This is a genomic window from Acidothermus cellulolyticus 11B, from assembly GCF_000015025.1.
Lineage (GTDB): Bacteria > Actinomycetota > Actinomycetes > Acidothermales > Acidothermaceae > Acidothermus > Acidothermus cellulolyticus.
The window spans coordinates 2,421,794-2,443,540 of sequence record NC_008578.1 but is presented as its reverse complement, the minus strand read 5'-3'; the positions used below and the strand labels follow the sequence as shown (position 1 = coordinate 2,443,540).

The window sequence follows — 21,747 nt, the reverse complement described above, 5'->3', positions numbered from 1 at the left end:
ACTGTCCCGTTCGTCCTGCAAGATGTTCACAGGCCATCCACAGGACGGACTCCGGCAACGCCAGCGTATGTGGCGCGTGCTGGATCACTCATCGGCCCTGGACCGCCGGTATTCCGGCCGCACCAGAGGCGGAACGGGTCGGTGGACCGGACGCTAGCAGGAGGCACGCATGCTCGACAAGCACTTCTCCACAACCCGTGAGCGACCTCAGCGGCTCGACCACCTCTTCTCGTTGACCGATGCTCGGCCATCTCGTCTTCTTGACCGATAAGGTTGGAGAACGCTGGCTAGGTTCAGTTCACCCAGCTGATGAAGATGCGGTCCTTGACCGACAGGGTCATAACACGTTCGCTAGGGTTGACAGGCGCGGTCCGGATGTGCACCGGGTGCGGTTTGGCCCGGGGTGGCTTCGTCGTACCCTGACGTAGACGCCGCTGACGGCAACGTCGCTGGGTCGCCGGCCGCAGAACAAGAATCTTGGAGTGGCAGTGAGCAAGCGCACGTATCAACCGAATAATCGTCGCCGGGCCAAGACGCACGGCTTTCGCGTCCGGATGCGCACTCGAGCAGGGCGAGCGATCATCGCCGCCCGCCGGCGCAAGGGACGGCGGGAGCTGACGGCGTAGCGCCACAGAGTCCTATTAAGGATCTACCGGTCATGGACCGCGAAACGCTGCCATGCTGCCGTCCCGTTACCGGTTGCGCCGGAGCAGCGACTTCAAGGCGGTGCTCCGGCGTGGCCGGAGGGTAGCTGGGCGATACATCGTGGTTTATCTCAGTACGTCCGACACAGACCGGCCTGGCCCTCAGGCGGGATTCGTTGTCGGCCGCAACGTCGGCGGCGCTGTCGTCCGGAATCGAATCCGGCGACGGTTGCGCCACATTGTTGCCGCGCGGTTGGCGGTGATTCCCGCTCGGAAACGTATCGTCGTCCGTGCGTTGCCGGCCGCCGCTGCCGCGTCCTTTGCTGAACTCGCTGCTGAATTCGATCGCCTGCTGGGACGACTGACGCAGACCAAGAACTCCCAAGGGACTAGCTGATGGATGCCCGCTTGCCAAAGTTGTCGTCGATTGTGGTGCGACGGCCGCTGACCGCTCTGGTCGTGCTCCCCATTCGCGGATATCAGATCGTCATCAGCCCGCTGCTTGGACCGAGGTGCCGGTTCGTGCCGAGCTGCAGCGCGTATGCGGTGGAGGCGATCATCCGCCACGGCGTGCTGCGGGGAGGCTGGCTCAGTACTCGCCGGCTGTTACGCTGCCATCCTTGGCATCCGGGAGGGTTCGACCCGGTTCCCCCGCGCCGGACAACGAAAAGCCCACAGCGGGTCTCGGCCACACCTGACGAAGGGGTTGCGCCGTGCCGCACCTACTGAACTGGCTTTATGAGCTCGTCACCAGGGTCCTACTCGCGCTGCACGCCGCTCTCGCTCCGGCGTTTGGAACAAGCAGCGGCGTCACGTGGGGCCTCTCCGTTGTGCTCCTCACCGTGATCGTCCGTATTCTGCTCTTTCCCCTCTTTGTCAAGCAGGTCAGATCACAGCGCGCGATGACGGAGCTTGCACCGAAGCTCAAAGAGTTGCAAGCGAAGTACAAGAACGACCGGGAGCGCCTCGGGACCGAAACAATGGCGCTCTATCGGGAGCACGGCGTGAACCCGTTCATGGGCTGCCTTCCGATTCTGGCGCAGGCTCCTGTCTTTTACGCACTGTTTCATGTGCTGCGGTACGTGTCGGATCACGGGAGCAGCAAGCCTCCAGCCGGCTTCCATCCGGAATATGGCTGGACGGTTTCCCTCCTGCAGAGCGCCGGGCACGCCAAGGTATTCGGTGTGCCGCTTGCGCTCGGCTTCCGGACGGCCGACCGTGCTCCCATGTTCGGTGCGGATTCGACGACCGTTCACGTCGTCACATTGCTCGCTATCCTCGCGATGGCCACGACGACGTTTCTCACTCAGCGGCAACTCATCGTGAAGAACGCCGCAGCCGGTAATCCGATGGCACAGCAGCAGAAAATGCTGTTGTACGTGCTGCCGCCGATTTTTGCCCTGTCAGGACTGCTCTGGCAGATGGGTGTCCTGGTGTACTGGGTCACCAGCAACCTGTGGTCGCTCGGGCAGCAGCACTACATCATCCGCACCATGCCGATCAAGGGCCCGGGTGGTACGGCTCCATCCGGCGATCAACGGAGACTTACGGCTTCTACGCAGGCTGCCGCACCGGTGGTGATTCGCCGGCAGCAGGTCACCCGGCCGCCGCGCAGCAAGCGCAGCGGCCGTCGGCCGCAACGGCCGGGCAGTGCGCGCTAGTAGCCGTGCGACGGCTGACTGGAGAGCGCAGACGATAGGAGGCGCTATGCAGGACAACCACGTCGTGGAACCGACGGACGACGCAACCGGTGAACAGTCTGCGGGAGGCGGCGCAGCTCACGAGGGGGAGGCGCTCTCGGACAACCGGCGGTTGAGCCAGCTGGAACAGGAAGGCGAATTCGCCGCCGACTATCTCGAAGGATTTCTCGACATCCTGGACGCCGACGGCGACATCGATATGGCCGTTGAAGGTGACCGGGCCATGGTGTCGATCGTCGGCTCGGACTTGCGTCAGCTCATCGGGCGGGGCGGCACCGTCCTTGACGCATTGCAGGAACTTACGCGCATCGCAGTAGCCAGGCGGACCGGGGTAAGAAGTCGCCTCATTCTTGATATCGCCGGCTATCGCGCGCGGCGTCGTAAGGAGATTGCCGAAACCGCACGGGAGGCTGTGGCGCGGGTGCAGGAAACGGGTCAACCAGTCCGCCTGCAGCCCATGACAGCGTACGAGCGAAAGATCGTGCATGATGTCGTTGCCGCGGCTGGGTTGCGGAGCGAGTCCGAGGGAACCGAGCCGGACCGTCGGGTCGTCGTGTACCCAACCGAGATCGACGGCGTGACGCTGGTCGACGATCCCTACCTGTGATCGTTGTCGGCTGCTGCGGCTGGGATGCAGTGGCGGTTCGGGTGCGTCGATGAACGTGGGAAGCAACGAGGAGGCTGAGACTCTTCGACACCTGTTCGGCGTGCGATGGCCGCTCGTTGTGCGTTACGTCGAGTGGCTGTCCACGGCCGGCCTGGAGCGGGGACTCATCGGCCCGGCGGAGGTTGACCGCCTCTGGGAGCGGCACATCGCCAATTGCGCCGCTCTCGCTCCTCTTATCCCAGTGGATCAGCGGGTCATCGACGTCGGGTCAGGTGCCGGCCTGCCCGGAATAGTGTTAGCTCTCGCACGACCCGATCTCGAGGTTCTGCTCATTGAGGCGATGAGCCGCCGTACGGCTTTTCTTCGAGAGGTCGTCGCTGACCTAGGCTTGCGTGACGTTACGGTCGAGAATTCCCGGGCAGAGAACGTCGCCTGCACCGCGCCGGTGGTGACAGCCCGGGCAGTCGCTCCATTGCCGCGGCTGGTGAAGAACGTGGCGCATTTGCTTGAACCAGGTGGAGTGCTTCTTGCGCTGAAGGGTGCGCGTGTGTGGCAGGAGGTCCACGCCGCGGAGCACCTGCTGGCGAAACTCGGCTATCAGCCCGGCGTGGAGGTGCTCACCGTTCGGGCAGTTGCCGGGCAGCTGACGGTTCAGCGTGACGCCGACGCTTCCAATGATCGTCGGTGGGCGACCGTCGTTCGAGTCATCAAGCAGTGAGACCCCGGGACGTCGTGGTTGGGGAAAGGTGCGAGGGTCGGTCGTCAAAGCAGCACCAGGCGCTGGGTCACGCCCGCGGGACCCACGTCATCCGGACGTTGTGTTGACCGCAACGGCAGGTATGCAGGTCGGCCCGCGGGGACGGACAGGGCGACCCTGTGTCCGGTCCAGTCATGTGCCGCCGAAGAAGGACGCCGCCCTCAAGTGGCTGAGCGCAAGTCTGTGTCCGATTCGGTCGTATGCCACGCGCAGATGGGCTCGTAGGGACGGACAGCTCGAGATCAGAGCGTGTCGGAGGGAGATGCGCGGAGGATGATCCTGCGACCAGTGCTTCAGCACCTGCTGTGCCGGTCGAGTCGACTCAGAAACGGTGTGGACAGCGCAGCCGGCGGGGAATGCGGCATCGCTAGGCTGGCATCGGGCTGCGGAAGGGAGGTGTCGTGAGCGAGCCGTTTGTTTCACGTGAAACCGACGACCCTCCGATTGCCCAGGAGGCGGCAACTGCCGTACGGGTCTTGGGTTTTGATCCGTTTCCTCGACCGGCGCGACCGAGGATCGTCACGGTCGCAAATCAGAAGGGCGGCGTTGGCAAGACCACGACGGCCGTCAACGTTGCGGCGGCGATGGCAATGCGCGGTCTACGTGTCACCGTTGTCGACTTGGACCCCCAAGGTAATGCGTCCACCGCTCTAGGGATTGATCACCATGCATCTATCCCGTCTGTCTATGACGTTCTCATCGAGGGACGTCCACTCGCGGAGGTTGCGCGAAACGTTCCGGACGTACCCGGTCTGACGTGCGTCCCGGCGACTATCGATCTTGCTGGTGCGGAGATCGAGCTCGTGTCGTTGGTCGCACGTGAATCACGCCTGAAACGAGCACTCGCTGAGGCCGCCCTCCCCGCTGATTACGTTTTCATCGACTGCCCGCCATCGCTCGGCCTCTTGACTGTCAATGCCTTGGTTGCGGCGGAGGAAGTGCTCATACCGATTCAGTGCGAGTACTACGCCCTCGAAGGGTTGGGCCAGCTGCTCCGGAACATCGAGCTCGTGCGGGCCCACCTGAACCCTGCCCTTCGCGTATCTACCGTGATCCTCACGATGTACGACGGGAGGACCAAGCTTGCGGCGCAAGTCGCGGACGATGTGCGGCGCTATTTCAAGGACTTGGTGCTGGACACCGTGATTCCACGGAACGTTCGCATTTCGGAAGCGCCCAGCTTTGGGCAGACCGTGATGACGTACGATCCCGGCTCCGCCGGGGCACTCTGCTACCTCAGTGCCGCGCGGGAGATCGCCGAACGGGCGGCTCGAGCTGAGGGTGCCCCAAATGATCAGTCGTTCTCTGGTACCGCCAGCGCTTCAGATCGACCATGGTGAGCGGAATGGGCAAGCCACGGCGCCCGAGCACCGCGGAATGTGAAGCGCAGCGCCCGAGCACCGCGGAATGTAGGTCGCGGGGTGCGATGACAGCCTTCCCAGGAAGTGCGATGACAGCCTTCCCAGGAGGGATGTACCCGTCATCGCGTCGAACCGCTGCCGCAGACCGCTGCGGTGATATGCCCTACCGGGTGCGCAGCCGCACATGTCCGTGTGGCGGGAGAAGACGGAAGGACAGACCATGACCACTCGTCGAGGCCTTGGTCGAGGACTCGGTGCCCTGATACCAGGCGGGACCTACGAGTCGCAGAGCGATGGAGATCGACACTTGGCACCGGTCGCAGGTGTCCGGTTGGCGGAAATTCCTGTCGACGAGATCCGCCCCAATCCCCGACAACCTCGGCAGATATTCGACGAGACGTCGTTGGCGGAGCTTGCTCAGTCGCTTCGTGAGGTTGGATTTCTTCAGCCGGTGGTCGTTCGTCCGCATGACCACGGATACGAGCTTGTGACCGGCGAACGTCGTTGGCGCGCAGCGATGCAGGCCGGGCTTGACCGGATACCGGCAATCGTCCGCGAGACGTCCGATGATGCCATGCTGCGAGACGCATTGCTGGAGAATCTGCACCGCGAACAGCTCAACCCCCTGGAGGAAGCGGCGGCTTATGCGCAACTCCTGGAGGACTTCGGCGTCACCCACGAGGAACTCGCCCGCCGAATCGGCCGATCTCGCTCTCAGGTCACGAACACGATCCGGCTCCTGAACTTGCCGCCCTCCGTGCAGCGAAAAGTCGCCGCCGGTGTTCTCACCGCAGGACACGCTCGCGCGCTTCTGGCCCTGAATGATGCGACAGCGCAGGAGGAATTGGCGCAGCGGATCGTCGCTGAAGGTCTATCGGTTCGCGCGGTCGAAGAACTCGTTGCGCTTGGTGACGCGACAAAGCAGCCGCGTTCACGAACTCGTCGGGTTGCGTCTCCCATTGCGCCGGCAGTGTCCGAACTGGCACACCGCTTGTCGGATCAACTTGAGACCCGGGTCAAGGTGACCATGGGAAAGCACCGCGGAAAGATCACAATCGAATTCGCCTCAGTTGACGATCTAGAACGCATCGTCGGTGTGATCGCCCCATCGATCGCATCATCTGTGTCGGTGGATGGCGCAAGAAGCTGATCTGGACGTCGGGAATTCCCAGTTCACGGTTATTTGGTGGCCCATCTGGCGCGTGTTCGAGCAGCTGCTTTCGCCGGGCCGGATGTTTCGTCGATCATCAAACATGAATAAACAGCCCCGCCCGGTGTCACGGGAGCGCAGTCTTCGCATCTTGGCCACGCGGGCGGCTCACAGAGCCCGGCCGGCTGGCGAACGCCGTCACCGCAAAGCCTGGGGTGAGCGACTCGGGACGGCGCCGGGTTCACTGGGTCCACGGGTCGCTGCACGGACCAGAAGGTCTCGGCAGAGCGTGCCGAGGTCTATCCCAACCTCTGCAGCCGCCATCGGCAGCAGACTTGTCGGGGTCATTCCCGGAGCGACATTGGTCTCAAGGTAAAGGACCTCGTCGTCGGCAGTGACGATCACATCGGTGCGGGAGAGGTCCCGCAACCCCAACGCCTGATGCGCCCGCAGCGCGACATCGACCGCCCGGTCCCGCGCGGTTTCTGTGATCCTCGCGGGTACGTGATATTCGGTCATGCCCGCGGTATACCGGGCGGCGTAATCAAACATGCCGTCGACCGGCCGAATCTCAACCGGAGGCAGCGCGCGCGGGGTGCCGTCGTCATCTTCCACAACGCTGATCGCCAACTCCGTACCGACGACGTACTGCTCGACCAGAGCAACGGTGTCATACGCGAAGCAGGTCACCAGCGCGTGCGCGAACGCCGTCGCCTCCCGCACGATCGTCACGCCAAGCGCCGAACCGCCTCGGGCAGGTTTTACAACCAGAGGTAAGCCGAGCCGTCGTACGCATCGGTCAAGGAGCTGGTGCCCGCCCAAGTCCCGAATGGCGGTTTGCGAGAACGCAATCGACCTCGGCGCCGCCACCCCGGCCGCTTGCAGTACGGCCTTCGCGACCGTCTTGTCAAACGCGAGCCGGGCACCGGCCGCCGTGGCTCCGACGTACGGGACGCCGGCCAGATCAAGCAGCTCCCGAAGGGCGCCGTCCTCACCTTCTGAACCGTGCATGGCGATGAAGACCGCGTCCGGTGGATCAGCGGTGAGGCGGTCGAGGACGGACGCGTCGACGTCGACCAGGTCGACGTCCACGCCTAACCGCCGGAGTGCTTCGATCACGCGCCGGGCCGACGCCAAGGACACCTCGCGCTCAAAGGAAACACCGCCGGCGAGGACGAGAACGTGTCCGAGGTCGCTCATCAGCCCCCTCCGAGCGCTTCGACGAGCTCGCGTTCCTCGGCGACGACCGCGCCAAGGCGCCGCACACCTTCGCGGATTCGTTCCGGCTCCGGGAGGCTGTACGACAGCCGCAAATTGCCGGCGCCTTGACCATCCGCATAAAACCCGGTGCCGGGAACGTAAGCAACCCGGCCTTGCTGAATCGCCCGCGGCAACATCGCCTTCGCGTCGATCCCGGGAGGGAGGGTGACCCAGACGTAGAAACCCCCGGCCGGCCGGGTCCACGACGTCTCCGGCGGGAAGTGTGCGGCCAATGCTTCCAGACAGGCGTCCCGCCGCACCCGGTACAGGTCCCGGAATATCCGCACCTGTTCCTGCCACGGGTGATGGGCGAGAAATTCCGCCACAAGAAACTGCGAGAGCGCCACCGGGCACAACGTAGTCGCCTCGCTGGCCATGATCAGTTTTTCCTTGACCCCGGTCGGCGCCACCACCCAACCGACTCTGATGCCGGAGGCGAAAATCTTCGAGAAGGATCCGAGGTAAATGACACCGTCAGTTGAACGCGCCCGTAATGCCCGGTGGGCCGTGCCGTCGAAGCCCAGCAGACCGTAGGGGTTGTCTTCGACGACAAGCACGTCCGCGGCCGCGCAGATCTCCAGAATCTCGTCCCGCCGCCCGTCCGCCAACGTCACACCAGCTGGGTTATGGAAATTCGGCACGACATAAAGGAATTTCGGCCGCCGGCCCTCCTCGGTCATCCGGCGCAGCGTCTCCCGCAGCGCCTCCGGCACCAGCCCGTCGTCGTCCATCGCAACGTGCACGACCGTCGCCTGATATTGAGCGAACGCGCCGAGCGCGCCGACGTACGACGGCGCTTCCGCAAGGACGACATCGCCGGGATCCAGGAAAATCCGGGCGACGATATCCAAGGCTTGCTGGGACCCAACCGTGACGATGACGTCGTCCGGTGACGCGGAGATGCCTTCCAACGCCATGACTCCGCAGATCAGCTCCCGCAGCCGGGCGTCGCCCTGGCCGGACATGTACTGCAGCGCCTGCGCACCGCGGTCCGCGATGACCTTTGCGGCCAGCTCGGCGACGAGATCAAGCGGAAGTGCGCTGACAAAAGGGGACCCGCCACCCATGCTGATGACTTCAGGCCGGTCAGCGACCGAGAAGAGCGCCCGAATCTCCGACGCGGTCATCCCGTGGGTCCGTGCCGCGTACCGCTCGACATACGGATCGAGCCGAGGGGTTCTCCCGTCCATCGTGACCTCCGCTAGGCACGCCGGCACCGTGGGAAGGCGGTCCGTGACCGCCTGGTGCGTCGGTGGCGTTCTCCCAGGCTATCGGCCGCCCGCCTGACATGCCGTCGGTGACCCGGTACGCTGACTCCGCGGCGGAGGTGCCCATGTCACGACGCGTCGTCTCATTGACGTTGGATAACCTCGACGCGCTGCCCGGGCGGTGTCGCCGGTGCGTCTTCTGGGAGCTTGATCCGGTGTCCCGGGCGCGGGCCGAGGAAGCGGGGGACACCATGCTCGAGAAGGAGGCCTGGGTTTCGTCCGTCCTGTTGGAGTGGGGGAATTGCGGCAAGCTCATTTACGTGGACGGCGTTCCTGCCGGTTACGTGCTCTACGCGCCACCGGCCTACGTGCCGCGTGCTGCCGCTTTTCCGACCAGTCCCGTCAGCGCGGACGCCGTTCTGCTGCTCACCGCATTTGTTCTGCCCGAATTCGCCGGCGGCGGCCTTGGCCGCATCCTGGTTCAGTCCGCGGCAAAGGATCTCACGCGTCGGGGGGTCAAGGCGATTGAAGCATTCGCGGATAATTCGTGGCGCGCACCCGATTGTCTGCTGCCCGCGGATTTCCTGCTCGCACTCGGGTTCAAGACCGTTCGGCCGCATTTTCGATTCCCGCGCCTGCGTTTGGAATTGAAGACGGCGCTCACGTGGAACATGGAAGGCACCATCGAAAAACTTCTCGGGTCGGTGGCACCGGAAGGGGCGCTGCGCCCGGCCTGAAAAGCAGGTCCGGGTGCGGACCTGACGGTGTTGGGCCCACCATGGGGAACCCATCGGTGATGAGCCTCCGGTCGTGACCCTGCCGGCGTGGACCACCCTGTCACAGGGCTGCCGGTTCACCGGGATCTTCGTAAAGGCGGCGTAGTGCGGAGGCGATTCCCTCCGCAATGTGGTCCCGGACACCGGGGTCTGCGAGCCGCTCGGCATCCGCCGGGTTGGTGAGGTATCCGCACTCCACACGCACCGCCGGCATGCGGGTCCGCCGGAGCAACTCCCAGGTCTTGGGATGGGTCCGGCAGTCCAAGAAGTCCGTTCTCTCCAAGACTTCCGCCCGGACCAGTTCGGCGAGGCGTTCGCCGACGACCGACCTTTCGCGGGCAGTGCCGTAGTAGTAGACCGCAAAGCCGTTGCACGCCGGATCGTGATGCCCGTCGATGTGCAGCGAGACGACGACATCAGCTTCGGCCGCATTGGCGAATGAGGCCCGGTCGCCATCGGACGGCGGGACATCCTCGGGGTGGAGCACGTGCTGCGCGGCTCTGGTCCGGAACGGCTGGGCTCCGACAGCGAGAAGTCGGCCCTCAATGCGATTCGCGATGTCGTCGACCAGCGATGCCTCGCAGAGATCGGCCGTTCGCGCACCAGTGTCGCGTCCGCCGTGTCCTGGATCAAGCACGACGCATTTGCCGGCGACGGTCGGCGGATGGTGACGCAGCCGGAGTGTCTCACGCAGTTCATAGGGGCGGCCGCCGACCACGGTCCGGCGCAGCCGCTGGAGCGCACGCAGGGTGTCAGCTCCGCACGTGCCGTCCGCGGGCAGGCCCACGTTGCGCTGGAACTCCCGAAGCGCCGCCTCGGTGAGCGGACCGAAGATGCCGTCGCACCGCCCGCAATCGAAGCCCATGTCGCAGAGTCGTCGCTGCAAGGCGGCGACGTCGTCGCCGACCAGCGGATGCCCGGGGACGTAGCTCAACACCCGATCGCCGAGCCGCCATTTCGCCTCGTCGAGAGCGCGGAACGTCTCGGCGTCCACCACTCCATCGGTGCGGAGACCGCGCTGCTGCTGAAACGCACGGATCGCATGATCGACCGTCTCGTCGAAGACGTCGCACGCGGCGCGCACACAGTCGTGATCCCCATTTGTGCGGCTGAGCAGGCCGAGGTGCGCCAGCCGGTGCCGGATCTCCGCGACCGCAAAGCTCCGATCCCCAAGGCGCATCAGTACGGTGCCTTGCATCACGACCCCTTCGTGCCGAAGACGCCCGAATGCTATCGGCCGGAGCTTGCCCTGTCCGGGTGGACAAACAACCGCAACGAAGTTGACATCCACCGCGCCGATGCGACCAGTTGTCGATGTGACCTTCCACCGCGCCGATGCGACCAGCAACGACGGCGTCCACCAACCGGCGCAACGTTGCGACGGGTCAGACGGCTCGACGGCGAACAGTTCACGCCGCCGTCCCGGCGCACACGTTCAGCCGAATCTCTTGATGGGGCCGGCCGTTAGGCCTGCGTTTTCGGCAGAAAGTGGCAGTGACCCCGGGTCAGCGGCGAAGCCCAACACGGCGCCCGTGGCGACCGTACGGCGCCCGTGGCGAGTCGTACGCAGCGCCGGCTACGAGAGAAACGGCTCGAGGTCTTTCAGGAGTGCGGCCTTGGACTTCGCGCCGACGATCTGCTTGACGACCTGACCGTTCTGGAAAACGTTCAACGTAGGGATCGACAGTATCGAGTACGCCTGCGTGGTCTTGGGGTTCTCGTCCACGTTGAGCTTCACGATCCGGAGCTTGTCGCCGTACTCTGCGGCGATCTCTTCAAGAACCGGGGCGACCATCCGGCACGGCCCACACCACTCGGCCCAGAAGTCCACCAGCACCGGCTTGTCGCTGGCCAGGACTTCGCTTTCGAACGTCTCGTCGGTTACTGCTGTCGTCACGGTCACTCCTCGTCTCCTGCTACTCCGCCATCCTGCCCCTTCGGCGTGCCGCTCGCGCTACCAGGTTGCCGTCCGCCGGTCCCCGCAACGATCCAGCACCCGAGCCGGAGGGCCGTCCTCACGTCAGGCCGACCCGGTCGTGGTCAGTACGGACGTCGACAAGCCTGCATCCTGCTCGGCCAGCCACCGTTCGGCGTCGATCGCCGCTGCGCAGCCCGTTCCGGCGGCAGTTACCGCTTGCCGGTAGATGTAATCGACCACGTCACCGCAGGCGAAAACACCCGGGACGCTGGTGCGCGTCGTGGGATGGGCGACCTGAATGTAGCCGGCGGCGTCGATCTCCAATTGGCCGCGGAACAGTTCGCTGCGCGGCTCATGGCCGATCGCGATGAACAAACCCGTCACGGGAAGGGTTTCCTGGTCGCCGGTTCGGGTGTCCTCGAGCAACACGCCCTCGACCCGGTCGTCGCCAAGGACGTCGATCACCCGCGCATTCCACCGGATACGAATCTTGTCGTTGGCGAAGACGCGATCCTGCATGATCTTGCTTGCCCGCAGTGCGTCACGGCGGTGAATCAGCGTGACGCTGCGGGCGAAGCGGGTGAGAAAAAGTGCCTCTTCCGCCGCTGAGTCGCCGCCCCCGACGACGGCGATGTCTTGGTCCCGGAAGAAGAATCCATCGCACGTCGCACAGGCGGACACTCCGCGACCCAGCAACCGCTGTTCATTCGCCAGTCCGAGGTATCGATACTTCGAGCCGGTGGCGATGATCAGTGCACGGCTTCGGTACTCGCCCTCGTCGGTTCGGACCACCTTGACCGGTTCCCGGAGGTCAACGGCGACGACATCGTGCGGGACAAGCTCGGCACCGAATTTCGCAGCCTGCGCCCGCATTCTCTCCATGAGATCCGGTCCCTGGATGCCGTCCGGAAAGCCGGGAAAGTTCTCCACCTCGGTTGTCGTCATCAGCGCGCCGCCCGCACCGACCGAGCCTTCGAAGACCAGTGGTTGCAATTTGGCCCGGGCGGCGTACAGCGCTGCGGTGTATCCCGCAGGTCCCGATCCGATGATGATGAGGGAACGAATGGTGTCGGACTCACTTGCCACGCGTGCTGCTCCTCGGTCCGCTGATGGCGTCGCATCCGACAACCGATCGTAGGCGTACGGCATTCCCGCCGGCGGGCATCCGCCATCATCCGCCAGCCGTGAGCCGAGCGAAGAATGTCACATCCTGGCTGCAGTCCGCTCCCTCGCGTTCCACATAGACGTCGAGGACGCCGGGGTCGTCGGGGTCGACGAACACCATGACGGTTGCCGGATTGCCGTCAAAGAGCGCGAAGTCCGCCAGCAGCGGGGACACCGGGCGACCCGCGAGCGCGGTCACGCACGCTTGCAGGTTGGCGGCATTGGCTAATCGGCCGGCCGGTGCGGTAGGCGCCGCCGCCGGAACCGGCTGAGCGGCCGAGCTCGAGGTCGAGTTGTTCCCGGACGTGCTTCGCTGTGCGCGGGTCCCGGAGGCCGAGGACGGCGAGGCGCTCGCCAGCTTTGCCACCGCCGGGAACGCCGATGCCAGATCCGGTCGGCGGTTGGCAAGCACGCGCGCGATTTCGTGCTGCAGGAGATCCGGGGTGTAGTTGGTGCCAGAGGCGATCATCACGGTCCGGCTTGATCCTTCCATCACAGGGGAGGCGCGTCTCGAATGATCTGACTGAAGCCGGAGAGCCACCACCGTGCCGACGGCTGCCAAAATGAGCACGCCGGCGGCTGCCAGCACCGGCGTGCGGGCGAATCGCCGGCGTCGGGGCAGTATCGATACCGGGTTCTCATCGTCACGGCGGATCGCCTGGTCAATGCGCTCAGCAATGTCTGCGGGCATGGGTACCGGTTGGAGAGCGCGGAGCAATTGTGGAATGCGTTGCAGCTCCGTCACCGTCTGCCGGCACTCCGCACAGTCGGAGAGGTGTTCGTCGACGTCCGGCAGCTCGGCCGTCTCACCAGCCGCGATGCCGGCTAACGTAGCGGCGTCCGGATGCTCGGTCACGTGACATCCCCCTCCGCTTCAGTCGCCGTCGGCGGTTGGACGTCTTCACCGGTTGTCCGGTTCCCTGCGCGCAGGTGTCCAAGCGCGACAGCCAATGCGGCCCGGGCTCGAAAACAGCGGCTCTTGATCGTGCCGACGGGTACGCCGAGCAGCTCCGCAACGTCGGCAACCGGAAGGCCCTCGACATCCACCAAGACGACGGCGAGCCGTTGCTCGGCGGGGAGCGCCGCAAGTGCGTCCTGCACATCGACCGCGACTGCTGCGCGCTCGGCAGGGTCCGGCGAATCTGTGCCGAGTGCCTCGTCGAGCGGCAGCGCGGCCGGACGGCGGAGCCGGCTCACGCAGGCGTTGACGACGATCCGGTAGAGCCAGGTGCCGACCTGCGCGTCGCCGCGAAAGGACGGCGCAGACCGCACCGCGGAGAGCATCGCGTCCTGGACGGCGTCCGCGGCGTCCGCCGGATTTCCGAGCGTCCGCAGCGCGACCGACCAGAGCCGATCCCGGTGCCGGTGGAAGATCTGCGCAAAGGCATCCCGATCACCGGCGAGGTGACGCCGTAGCAAGGTCGCATCATCGACCTGCGTCATCTCGGTAGGCTCGCCGGCCACGATCGCCACCTTAGCCTTTCGCTGTTGCAGGGCCGGTGTTATGCGGTGCTTGCGATGCGGCACGATTCGGTGGCCGCTGCGCGACGGCGTATCGACCGACGCCGTCACGACCGGCGGATGGGCCGCGGCTGTCGCCCACCGACGCCGTCACGACCGGAAAGTGATCTCGCTGATGCCGCTGGCGTAACCACCCCGCGCCGGCGGCAGCCGGGTGAGCCAGAGCAGCCAGTACCGGTGCGCTTGGTCTGGGCGGAAGGAAACGGTCAGGCCGGCATCCGCGCTGGTCGCAATGTGCTGCATGTCGCGTTCCGTATGGGGTGCGGTGTCGGATGCGTACAGCGCGACGGTTGCTCCCGCGTTCAGCATCCGCACGTCGATGGTCGCGACGTGGCGCGACGCGCCAAGGTCAACGAGAAGTCCGACCCCGGGCTTGATATTGCCGAACGCCGGCGAGAAGAACGTCTGGGTGTGCCAGGCGGTCTCGGGGTCTCCGTCAATCGCAGCGGGCGCTTCCTTGACGTGCGGATCCGTGTGGTCGCCGTACGGATCGAACTCCTCGATCGACGCCGGATGGATGACGACCGGCGCAGGACTTGGCGACCGAGCCGGGACGGTCTGTTGCGCCGGTCCGGTGTGGTGCGGGAATTGCAGGTACCCGCCGGAGTTGTTGCGGAACAACCCGATCAGCCCGGCGATCAGCAGGACCAGGGCCGCGGCGAGACTCCACCGCTGGCCCCGGCCCGGCACCCAACGCGTGCGCTGCGCGGCAGGCACCGGGGCGAATTCGCGCGTCTCCTCGACGTCCTCGATCCTCTGCTGCTGCTCAAGCTGCGTGGCCAGTTCATCGGCTGATGTGATCGGCGGGCCGCTCAGGCCGATCAACCGGGAAATGATGTCGTCAAAGTTCCGCGGTACGCCGCCGCGGACCTGACGGACCGTGCACAGCGCCCCTTCGACTCGAGGCGCCGGTGGAAGGCTGCTGAGCCGCGGCGGGCCCGGCCACTTGGCAGTGGCTGCTGCGTAGCCGAGCCAACCCAGAGCCCGTACGTCGTCTGCTATCCCCGTCGGATCTCCGGTCTCAGCCACCGGAACGCTGTCCAGCCGAGGCTGGCCGGTCGGGAGCAACCGGACAGTGTGCGGTGTGATGGAGAATCGGCAGAAACCAGCAGCGTGCGCCCGAGCGACGCCGTCGGCGAGGACGAGGAGCAGGGCCGCGGCCTCGGCAGGGTCCAGCGGCCCGGCATGGAGCCGGTCCTCGAGGGTCTCCCCGGCGGGGAGTTCCGTGACGAGATACCCGAAGTCATCGCCTTCTCCGGCGTCGTAGATGCGTAACAGCGCCGGATGAACGAGCCGCGCCGCCCCGCGCACGTCGCCGAAGGAGGCCTGCCCGGCGTACTCGCCAGTGCGGTGAATCCGCACGGCTACCGGCCGGGCCAAGAGATCGTCACGTGCCGACCAGACCGCGTGAGACGCTGTTGCGCCATGCGACGGCGCGACGTCGAGGGGTCGCTCGAGCCGATAACGGCCGGCAAGCACCGTACCGGCGGTGAGCGTCGATACGCTGCTCACGACCAGCCCTCCGCCGCCGCATCGTGTGCGTTCCGCTTCGCCGCCCTCCATGCTAGGCCGCACGCACGGCCGCCGGCGGCGGGAAGGGACGCGGGCATCAAGCTGACGCCAGCTGCCGGCGCTGAAAAGCAACGGCGTTCTCAAACGGAAAGCGGCGTTCTCAAACCGTTCTCAAACGGAAAGCGGCGTTCTCAAACGGAAAGAGGTCGCCGGTCAACGTGTTTCCATCCCGCCGGCGTCAACCCGGCCGCACCGCGCCGAAATATCCGTCGAGGTAGACATCTTGGATTTGGACGACGGTTCCCGTGTGCGGCGCGGCAAGCATTCGGCCGTCGCCCAGATAAATCGCGACGTGATGAATCGTGGCCGGATTCGTCGGATCGGTGGCCCAGAAGAGCAAATCCCCAGGGATGAGCTCACCGAGCGGAACCTTCTCGGCGACGGCGAGAAATTGTTCCGCCGCGGTGCGGGGCAGGAAAACGCCGGCCTGCCGGTACGCAAATTGCGTGAGCCCTGAGCAATCCCAGCTGTCGGGTCCGGAACCGCCGTACTCGTACGGCTTGCCGAGCTGCGTCTCCGCAGCCGCGATCGCGGCAAGCGCGATGCGGCTCGGCTGCGGTGGGCGATAACCGGCCTGAAAGGCGGCTTGCCGGGCGGCCGCGAGCGCGGCGGCAGCCTCGGCCGCGCGCTGGGCCTCAAGCTGGGCCTCGAGCTGAGCCTCGAGCGCACGGACTTGAGCAGTGGCGGCGTCCAACGCCGCCTGCTGCTCAGCCAGTGCTTGCTGCACCTGCGCCTCGGCGGCGGCTGCGGCGGCGAGCAGGTCCGCGTGCTGCTGAACCAGTGCCGCCACTGCGGCGGCGGCGGCGTCCAGCTCAGCGCGGCTGCGCTGGACGATCTGCAATGCATGTCGGTCACCGGTGGAGAGCACCGCGACGTCGTGCAGGCCGGTGAGGATCTGCGCGGGGTTCCCGCCGCTCAACACGGTCGCGTACATCCCGAGTGTCCCGCCGGCCATGTACAGCGCACGGATCCGGCCGACAAGAGTCGCCTGCGCCGCATCGAGGGCTGAGCGCGCGGCGTCAGCCCGCAGTTGCGCGGCGCGTTCCCGTACGACGAGATCCGCGAGCTGTGCCTCGGCGGCGTCGTACCGTTCCGATGCCTGCTCCGCCTGCAGCTGCAGCCGCGCGACGGTGTCACGGAGGGCGGCTGCTTTGGCGCGGGCGTCGTCGAGGGGATCACCAGACGCCGCCCGGGGCGGGAGAATCACGGTCGCACCGACCAGGCTGAGCAGCGCGAACGCCATACCGACGATGCGACGCCGACGGCGCACAGCACTTCCGCGCCGGCCGTAAAGGACCGTCATGGCGCGGTGTACCTCGCCTCGCCATGAGCGGTGACCACCGCCCACGTGCGAAGCGGGCCAAGGTGGCGCAGCAGCAGCGTCGTGGCGGTTTTGCGAATCGTCAGGTCCGCCGTGCCGTCCGCCGAGACGGAAAGGCTGTTCGCGACCAGCGTTTCTCCGTGTTCCGCCGCGACCACCTGGGCCGCATGCGCAGCGGCCGCGGTATCGCCGTGGCTGGACTGCCAGGCGGAACTGGCTGCAATGGCCGCCTTGTCGGCGTCATCGATGGCACTGAGGTGAGCGATCGCAATGGAGAAGCCGTCGAAGCACACAAGAGCAACCGCCACGATCCCAACGACGACACGGGCGAGCCAACCCAGCACGATGTCGCCACGGTCGCCGGCGGGGGCGGGGACGGCGATCACCCAGCGCACCTTGTGTGTCATCGCCGCTGTCACCTCGCCTGTGAGGTCGGCGCCTGGCGGTCCGGGCTTGAGAGCGGTAACCCCGACGGGACGCAGCGGCGGGTAACCCCGAGGGGACGCAGCGGCGGGCGACTCGGATGTGGGTCGTGGGCGTTTCCGCGGGCGTCGGGCTCGGGCTCGACGTCGGGCTCGGGCTCGGCGCGTTGCATGCGTGATGGCGTCGTCTCCGGGCGGCGTACCCCCGTATCAGCTCGAGCCGAACCGCGCGCGCACCGCGGCGAGCAACTCGCCGGCCTCCGACACCCGCATGCGCACCAGGAGGGCCCCGAAGATTCCGGCGCCGATGCCCCCGCCGGCGACGATCGCTACGACATCCGGTGCCAGGCCGGTGCCGAGCAGGAGGTGGACCAACCGTGCAAGGCTGAAGGCGACGATGCCGGCGATTGTGCCGGCGACGACAAGGCGGACGTAGGTTCGGGTGACCCGGCGGCCGTCCACGCCACCGAGCCGGACCCTCGCGGCCCGGCCGAGCAGGGCGCACGCGATCCAGTAGGAGAGGGAGAACCCGGCGGCCAGCCCGATCGCGCGGCTGCCGGGCGGCAGGACGACGTATAACACGACGTCCGCGGCGATGTTGGCGGCGGTGGCGAGGAGGTTGATGAGCGCCGGTGTCCGGGTGTCGCGCAGGGCGTAGAACACCCGGGTGAACAGCTGAAAGAGGCAGAACGGGACGAGTCCGGTGGCAAAGGCGACGAGCAGCCAGCCGATGTAGCGTGCGTCGGCGGCGGACGTGTTGCCGTGCGCGAAGATGATTCCGGTGATTTCCGGCGCCAGTGCGATGAATGCGATTGCCGCGGGGACGACGGCGACGCCGGAGAGCCGGAGCCCGACGGAAAGGTCGCGCCGGACCTCCGCGGTGCGCCGGTCGACGGCGTGTGCGCTCATCCGCGGCAGCAGTGCGGTGATGACGGAAACCGCGACGATGGCGTACGGCAGTTGAAAAATCTGATAGGCGTACGCGTATGCGGCGTAGCTGTCCCCGTGCGAAATGTGGTGTGCAGCGGCGACCCGGCCTGCAGCGCTCGCCAGATTGGTGACGACGGCAAAACCAATTTGGTTGACGACAACGTAGACGACGACCCACCCGGCGAGCCGAGCGATCTCCGCAAGGCCCATGCCCCACCAGTCGAACCGCGGACGCCACCGAAATCCCGTCGCCCGCAGCGACGGCCAGAGCGCCAGCGTCTGCGCAACGATACCCCCGGTGGTGCCCACGCCAAGCAGCACTTGTTCCCCCGTGGTGAGATTCACCGTGGCGTGACCCGAGTTCATCGCCAAAAATAGCAGTCCGGTAATGATGAGCACGACATTGTTGATGACAGGAGTCCACATCGGAGCGGCGAATTTGCCGCGGCTGTTGAGAATGGCTCCGATCGTGGCGCTCAGGCCGTAGAAGAAAATCTGCGGCAAGAAATACCGGGCGAAGACGATTGCCAGGTCGCGCTGCTGCCCGGACAACCGGTTCGCATAGACGTCGATGATCCAAGGCGCGGCGAGGACGGCACATACCGTGCACGCGCCGAGAAAGACCGCGACAAGAGTGAGGAACCGCTGGGCGTACGCTACTCCGCTGTCCGAATCTTCTTTGGCGGCGCGAACGAGCAACGGAACGACGACGCTCGTCAGAACGCCCCCAAGCAACAGGTCGTACAGCGCATTGGGCGCCGCGTTCGGGACGTTGTAGGCGTCGGCGAGCTGCTGTGAGCCGAGCGCCGCGGCGAGCACCGCGGTCCGCAGAAAGCCGGTGACCCGGGAGGCGAGAGTTCCGAGGGCCATGACCCCGCTTGCGGCGACCAGTCCGCTGTCCACGGAACGCTCGGCATGTCCCGGGCGAATGGTCCCGGCGGCGCGGTGCGGGCCGGTCACGTGAGCTCTCCCGGCGTACCCGGAACCGAGGTCTTGGCGGTGTCGTCGGCTGGTGGACCGGCCGCGGGGGTCGGCGGCGTGCGGCGGTGCCGGCCGTGGCGCCGCCGACGCCAGATCCGGATTGCTGACCAGACGATGAGCAGGCCGGCGGCTCCGGCGGCGATGGTGAGGGCGACTGCGCCGTACGCCGTGGCGTTGAGCTGAAAGGAGACGGGGGTACCGTACGGGCGCTCCGCCAGGTCTGGAGTCAGCAGCTGCGCCAACACCGGGAATCGGCCGTTCGTTCGCGCGGTCACCTCGATCAAAACATCTTGCCGGCTGTTCGCCGGAACGGTGAGTTCCGGGATCGGGCCGACGGTCAACCGCGTCGGGTTCACCGCCGCCAGGCGCAGCCGCACGGTGACCGGGTTGGGCAGTTGGTTGACGACGGTGAGCGGAATCTTCTGCGTTCGGCTCGTCAGCGTAATGAGACCGGGATTGCTGATGTAGACCTTCGCGGTCTCTTGCTGAACAGCGGTGAGGACGTCGTTGAGGATGGCGGCCGGCTCTCGCGGTTCCGGCCGAAGGTTGGCCGACTCGGCCCGGAGAATCCCGAGATTCGCTTGATCGACGATGGGCACCACGGTGCCCGGTCCCAGGATCGCGGTGAACGCCGCCAGTTCATCGCGGGCAATAGGCACGCGGGCCAGGGCACTCGCGGGCAATTCCGCCTGGCGGGCGGCGTCCGGATAACGCAGGCCGGCTCGCGGTGTCTCATCCGGCGGCCGTTGCGCGATGGCGGCGAGCGTCACGGGACGCAGCCACGGCACGACCGCCGTATCCGCGAGGAGCTGTCCGAGAAAGCCGTCGCGAGGATCGACGAACCGCGGCGGTGTCACCACGAGAGCACTGCCGACACCCGGCCGTTGTTCGGTGACGAGCATGGTCTCAGCAAGGAAACGCTGCTCCGCGGCTCGCAGACCGCCGGGCACGGTCTCGGGCGCGGCGAGCAGTCCGGTGAGTGTGGAGTCCGCGAGGAGTGCGGTCACCCGGCCGGACGGCGTTTGCAGATCGACCCGGATGCCCGGCACCGCATCGGGGTCACGCGTCGGCAATGCGTCGTCGCTGAGGACGACAGTGTCGACAAGGTCGTTAGCGATGTCGTCCAGCGTGCGGGTGTCGAGATATCCGCCGACCGGCCAGACCGTACCGGTCATGACGTTGGGATTACCGGCAAGCAGGCCGCCAAGTTGGGCATTGAGCGTGATCTGGCCGGCGGACCGGGCGGCGGCGATGTCGTCGGGCAGGCCGGCGTGATCAAGTGCGGTGAGATCGACATCCGCGTAGGGCAGACCGAAGACGCCGACCTCCGGCGCAGCGAGTGCCTCCCGGAGGTGCCGCAGCCATTGATCCGCAGCCGCGGTTCCTGTTCCGGCCCGCACGCCGTGGTCGCTGCGAACGGTGTAGGGGGGCGCGGTCGCGTGGGGCGTCGCGGACGCGTGGGGCGTCGCGGACGCCGTTGGTGGTGCCGAAGGGCTCTGGGCCGCGCCGCCGGCTGCACCGGATGTCGGATTGGGGTTGCTCAGGGGCGGGTTCGGCGTGGAGCCGGCGGAGCCGGATGATCCTGCGGGGGATGGTGGTTCTTGCGGTGTTCCCGCCATGACGGCGGCATCGTCGATCAAAGCGGGATCGATCGCGTAGGTGATGGGAATGCGGCTATGTGTCGCAGCGGCCAGCAGGCTGCCCAGCCGCCCGGTGGGTGCCAGGTCCTGCGCAAGTCGGTCATCGAGGAAGGTCTGTCCCATTCCGCGATGAATGCCGCCGACCAGGGGGATGACCCAACTGATCTCGGTGGGAACGAAGTGCGCGTTCGGCGGCAGCCAGAGCAGAGCGGTGGCCAGCCGGGTCATCCCGCCCGGCACCGAGCCTGGGACATTGTCGGCCGTGTGCGCCTCGACCGCCAGGGGGTAGGCGCCGAACTGGTCCGGATCACGTGGAAGGCCGAGTCGATCGACCGGTAAGCTGATCCGCCACGAGACGGTCGAACCCGCGGCGAGGTCGCCAAGCTGCTGTCGCGAAGCCGCGATCGTCGATCCGGTGATGGTTGACGGGTCGAAATCCTTCGCGAGGTCATATCGGGTCGTGATGCGGTTCGTCGAGAGCCGGAGGACGACGGTGACGTCGTGCAGCGTCGCGTCGGAGGTGTTGGTCAGCGTCCCTGCGAGCGACAGCGTGTCACCCGGCTGGACGACGCGGGGCTCGAGCGTCTGGAGGGTCAGGCGGGCGACCGGCGTGTCGGCGGCGGAAGCCGAAGGCGGCGGCAGCGCCAGCGCTGCGCCCACAGTGATGACGAGCGCAATCAGCCGGCCGATCCGGTGCGACCAGGGCACGACGTGCCGATTGGATCGCGCCGTCCCCGCAGTCCGCGCCACGGGTCGATCGTAGCGACGCGCCGCCGCGGGCCCGGTTCCCGAAAACACCGGGACGACGGGTACCG

Annotated in this window: 21 protein-coding genes; 9 read left to right on the top strand and 12 right to left on the bottom strand. The window is 66.5% G+C overall.

Annotated features, from left to right (window positions below; all coding sequences use genetic code 11):
- The first annotated feature begins 482 nt into the window (after positions 1-482).
- The 8 genes from rpmH to ACEL_RS11175 all read left to right on the top strand — a co-directional run bounded on the left by rpmH (position 483) and on the right by ACEL_RS11175 (position 6,219).
- The gene (gene rpmH, locus ACEL_RS12055) at positions 483-626 is read left to right on the top strand and encodes a 50S ribosomal protein L34 (RefSeq protein WP_148204622.1); all 144 of its coding nucleotides are present in this window, start codon (positions 483-485) and stop codon (positions 624-626) included.
- A gap of 52 nt (positions 627-678) precedes the next feature.
- On the top strand, positions 679-1,041 hold the full coding sequence (gene rnpA / locus ACEL_RS11205) for a ribonuclease P protein component (protein WP_011720995.1): 363 nt from the start codon (positions 679-681) through the stop codon (positions 1,039-1,041).
- Between the two features lie 35 nt (positions 1,042-1,076).
- Positions 1,077-1,373, top strand: a complete 297-nt coding sequence (yidD, locus tag ACEL_RS11200; protein ID WP_049751667.1) for a membrane protein insertion efficiency factor YidD — start codon at positions 1,077-1,079, stop codon at positions 1,371-1,373.
- Positions 1,358-2,305 (top strand): membrane protein insertase YidC, encoded by a 948-nt coding sequence (gene yidC, locus ACEL_RS11195; RefSeq protein ID WP_011720993.1) that lies wholly within the window; start codon positions 1,358-1,360, stop codon positions 2,303-2,305. The genes yidD and yidC overlap by 16 nt, the downstream gene beginning before the upstream one ends.
- A gap of 46 nt (positions 2,306-2,351) precedes the next feature.
- The gene (locus ACEL_RS11190; RefSeq protein WP_011720992.1) at positions 2,352-2,951 is read left to right on the top strand and encodes a Jag family protein; all 600 of its coding nucleotides are present in this window, start codon (positions 2,352-2,354) and stop codon (positions 2,949-2,951) included.
- Positions 2,952-3,000: 49 nt separating this feature from the next.
- Positions 3,001-3,669 (top strand): 16S rRNA (guanine(527)-N(7))-methyltransferase RsmG, encoded by a 669-nt coding sequence (gene rsmG / locus ACEL_RS11185; protein WP_011720991.1) that lies wholly within the window; start codon positions 3,001-3,003, stop codon positions 3,667-3,669.
- A 440-nt stretch (positions 3,670-4,109) separates the two neighbouring features.
- Positions 4,110-5,048 (top strand): ParA family protein, encoded by a 939-nt coding sequence (locus ACEL_RS11180; protein WP_011720990.1) that lies wholly within the window; start codon positions 4,110-4,112, stop codon positions 5,046-5,048.
- 241 nt (positions 5,049-5,289) lie between these two features.
- The gene (locus tag ACEL_RS11175) at positions 5,290-6,219 is read left to right on the top strand and encodes a ParB/RepB/Spo0J family partition protein (protein WP_041835830.1); all 930 of its coding nucleotides are present in this window, start codon (positions 5,290-5,292) and stop codon (positions 6,217-6,219) included.
- A gap of 198 nt (positions 6,220-6,417) precedes the next feature.
- Here the strand turns inward: ACEL_RS11175 and ACEL_RS11170 are convergent, their stop codons facing one another.
- Together ACEL_RS11170 and ACEL_RS11165 are read right to left on the bottom strand one after the other, a co-directional pair.
- Positions 6,418-7,419, bottom strand: a complete 1,002-nt coding sequence (locus ACEL_RS11170; RefSeq protein WP_011720988.1) for a D-alanine--D-alanine ligase family protein — start codon at positions 7,417-7,419, stop codon at positions 6,418-6,420.
- Positions 7,419-8,669 (bottom strand): aminotransferase-like domain-containing protein, encoded by a 1,251-nt coding sequence (locus ACEL_RS11165; protein WP_011720987.1) that lies wholly within the window; start codon positions 8,667-8,669, stop codon positions 7,419-7,421. The genes ACEL_RS11170 and ACEL_RS11165 overlap by 1 nt, the downstream gene beginning before the upstream one ends.
- A 143-nt stretch (positions 8,670-8,812) precedes the next feature.
- Here ACEL_RS11165 and ACEL_RS11160 point away from each other — a divergent pair, with 143 nt between their 5' ends.
- On the top strand, positions 8,813-9,424 hold the full coding sequence (locus tag ACEL_RS11160; RefSeq protein WP_041835827.1) for a GNAT family N-acetyltransferase: 612 nt from the start codon (positions 8,813-8,815) through the stop codon (positions 9,422-9,424).
- 100 nt (positions 9,425-9,524) lie between these two features.
- On the opposite strand, the gene ACEL_RS11155 is transcribed toward ACEL_RS11160, so the two are convergent.
- From ACEL_RS11155 to ACEL_RS11110, 10 genes are all read right to left on the bottom strand, one after another.
- The gene (locus ACEL_RS11155; RefSeq protein WP_011720985.1) at positions 9,525-10,661 is read right to left on the bottom strand and encodes an N-acetylmuramoyl-L-alanine amidase; all 1,137 of its coding nucleotides are present in this window, start codon (positions 10,659-10,661) and stop codon (positions 9,525-9,527) included.
- A 378-nt stretch (positions 10,662-11,039) separates the two neighbouring features.
- On the bottom strand, positions 11,040-11,366 hold the full coding sequence (gene trxA, locus ACEL_RS11150; RefSeq protein WP_011720984.1) for a thioredoxin: 327 nt from the start codon (positions 11,364-11,366) through the stop codon (positions 11,040-11,042).
- A gap of 117 nt (positions 11,367-11,483) precedes the next feature.
- Positions 11,484-12,467: a thioredoxin-disulfide reductase gene (trxB, locus tag ACEL_RS11145; protein WP_011720983.1), complete on the bottom strand. Its 984-nt coding sequence runs from the start codon at positions 12,465-12,467 to the stop codon at positions 11,484-11,486.
- 85 nt (positions 12,468-12,552) lie between these two features.
- Entirely contained in the window at positions 12,553-13,401 is an 849-nt protein-coding gene (locus ACEL_RS11140; RefSeq protein WP_011720982.1) for a hypothetical protein, read from the bottom strand.
- Complete coding sequence (gene sigM, locus ACEL_RS11135) at positions 13,398-13,988, bottom strand: RNA polymerase sigma factor SigM (protein ID WP_041835826.1); 591 nt, start codon at positions 13,986-13,988, stop codon at positions 13,398-13,400. Before sigM ends, ACEL_RS11140 begins: the two co-directional genes overlap by 4 nt.
- A 168-nt stretch (positions 13,989-14,156) precedes the next feature.
- The gene (locus ACEL_RS11130) at positions 14,157-15,578 is read right to left on the bottom strand and encodes a protein kinase family protein (protein ID WP_011720980.1); all 1,422 of its coding nucleotides are present in this window, start codon (positions 15,576-15,578) and stop codon (positions 14,157-14,159) included.
- 238 nt (positions 15,579-15,816) lie between these two features.
- Positions 15,817-16,941, bottom strand: coding sequence for a C40 family peptidase (locus ACEL_RS11125; protein WP_011720979.1), 1,125 nt, complete (start codon positions 16,939-16,941; stop codon positions 15,817-15,819).
- A complete protein-coding gene (locus tag ACEL_RS11120; protein ID WP_011720978.1) occupies positions 16,938-17,366 on the bottom strand; it encodes a hypothetical protein in 429 nt (142 codons plus the stop codon). Before ACEL_RS11120 ends, ACEL_RS11125 begins: the two co-directional genes overlap by 4 nt.
- A 225-nt stretch (positions 17,367-17,591) precedes the next feature.
- Positions 17,592-19,271 carry a murein biosynthesis integral membrane protein MurJ gene (gene murJ, locus ACEL_RS11115; protein WP_011720977.1) on the bottom strand — a complete coding sequence of 560 codons (1,680 nt, stop codon included), beginning with the start codon at positions 19,269-19,271 and terminating at the stop codon, positions 17,592-17,594.
- Positions 19,268-21,682 carry a DUF6049 family protein gene (locus ACEL_RS11110; protein WP_041835113.1) on the bottom strand — a complete coding sequence of 805 codons (2,415 nt, stop codon included), beginning with the start codon at positions 21,680-21,682 and terminating at the stop codon, positions 19,268-19,270. Before ACEL_RS11110 ends, murJ begins: the two co-directional genes overlap by 4 nt.
- Positions 21,683-21,747 lie beyond the last annotated feature (65 nt).

What these genes read in the sequence shown, in the direction of transcription:
- ACEL_RS11165 (WP_011720987.1), bottom strand. Translation starts at nt 8,669, where the DNA reads ATGGACGGGAGAACCCCTCGGCTCGATCCGTATGTCGAGCGGTACGCG.
- ACEL_RS11175 (WP_041835830.1), top strand. Translation starts at nt 5,290, where the DNA reads ATGACCACTCGTCGAGGCCTTGGTCGAGGACTCGGTGCCCTGATACCA.
- ACEL_RS11125 (WP_011720979.1), bottom strand. Translation starts at nt 16,941, where the DNA reads ATGACGGTCCTTTACGGCCGGCGCGGAAGTGCTGTGCGCCGTCGGCGT.
- rsmG (WP_011720991.1), top strand. Translation starts at nt 3,001, where the DNA reads ATGAACGTGGGAAGCAACGAGGAGGCTGAGACTCTTCGACACCTGTTC.
- sigM (WP_041835826.1), bottom strand. Translation starts at nt 13,988, where the DNA reads ATGACGCAGGTCGATGATGCGACCTTGCTACGGCGTCACCTCGCCGGT.
- ACEL_RS11155 (WP_011720985.1), bottom strand. Translation starts at nt 10,661, where the DNA reads ATGCAAGGCACCGTACTGATGCGCCTTGGGGATCGGAGCTTTGCGGTC.
- ACEL_RS11190 (WP_011720992.1), top strand. Translation starts at nt 2,352, where the DNA reads ATGCAGGACAACCACGTCGTGGAACCGACGGACGACGCAACCGGTGAA.
- ACEL_RS11160 (WP_041835827.1), top strand. Translation starts at nt 8,813, where the DNA reads ATGTCACGACGCGTCGTCTCATTGACGTTGGATAACCTCGACGCGCTG.
- rnpA (WP_011720995.1), top strand. Translation starts at nt 679, where the DNA reads ATGCTGCCGTCCCGTTACCGGTTGCGCCGGAGCAGCGACTTCAAGGCG.
- ACEL_RS11120 (WP_011720978.1), bottom strand. Translation starts at nt 17,366, where the DNA reads ATGACACACAAGGTGCGCTGGGTGATCGCCGTCCCCGCCCCCGCCGGC.
- ACEL_RS11170 (WP_011720988.1), bottom strand. Translation starts at nt 7,419, where the DNA reads ATGAGCGACCTCGGACACGTTCTCGTCCTCGCCGGCGGTGTTTCCTTT.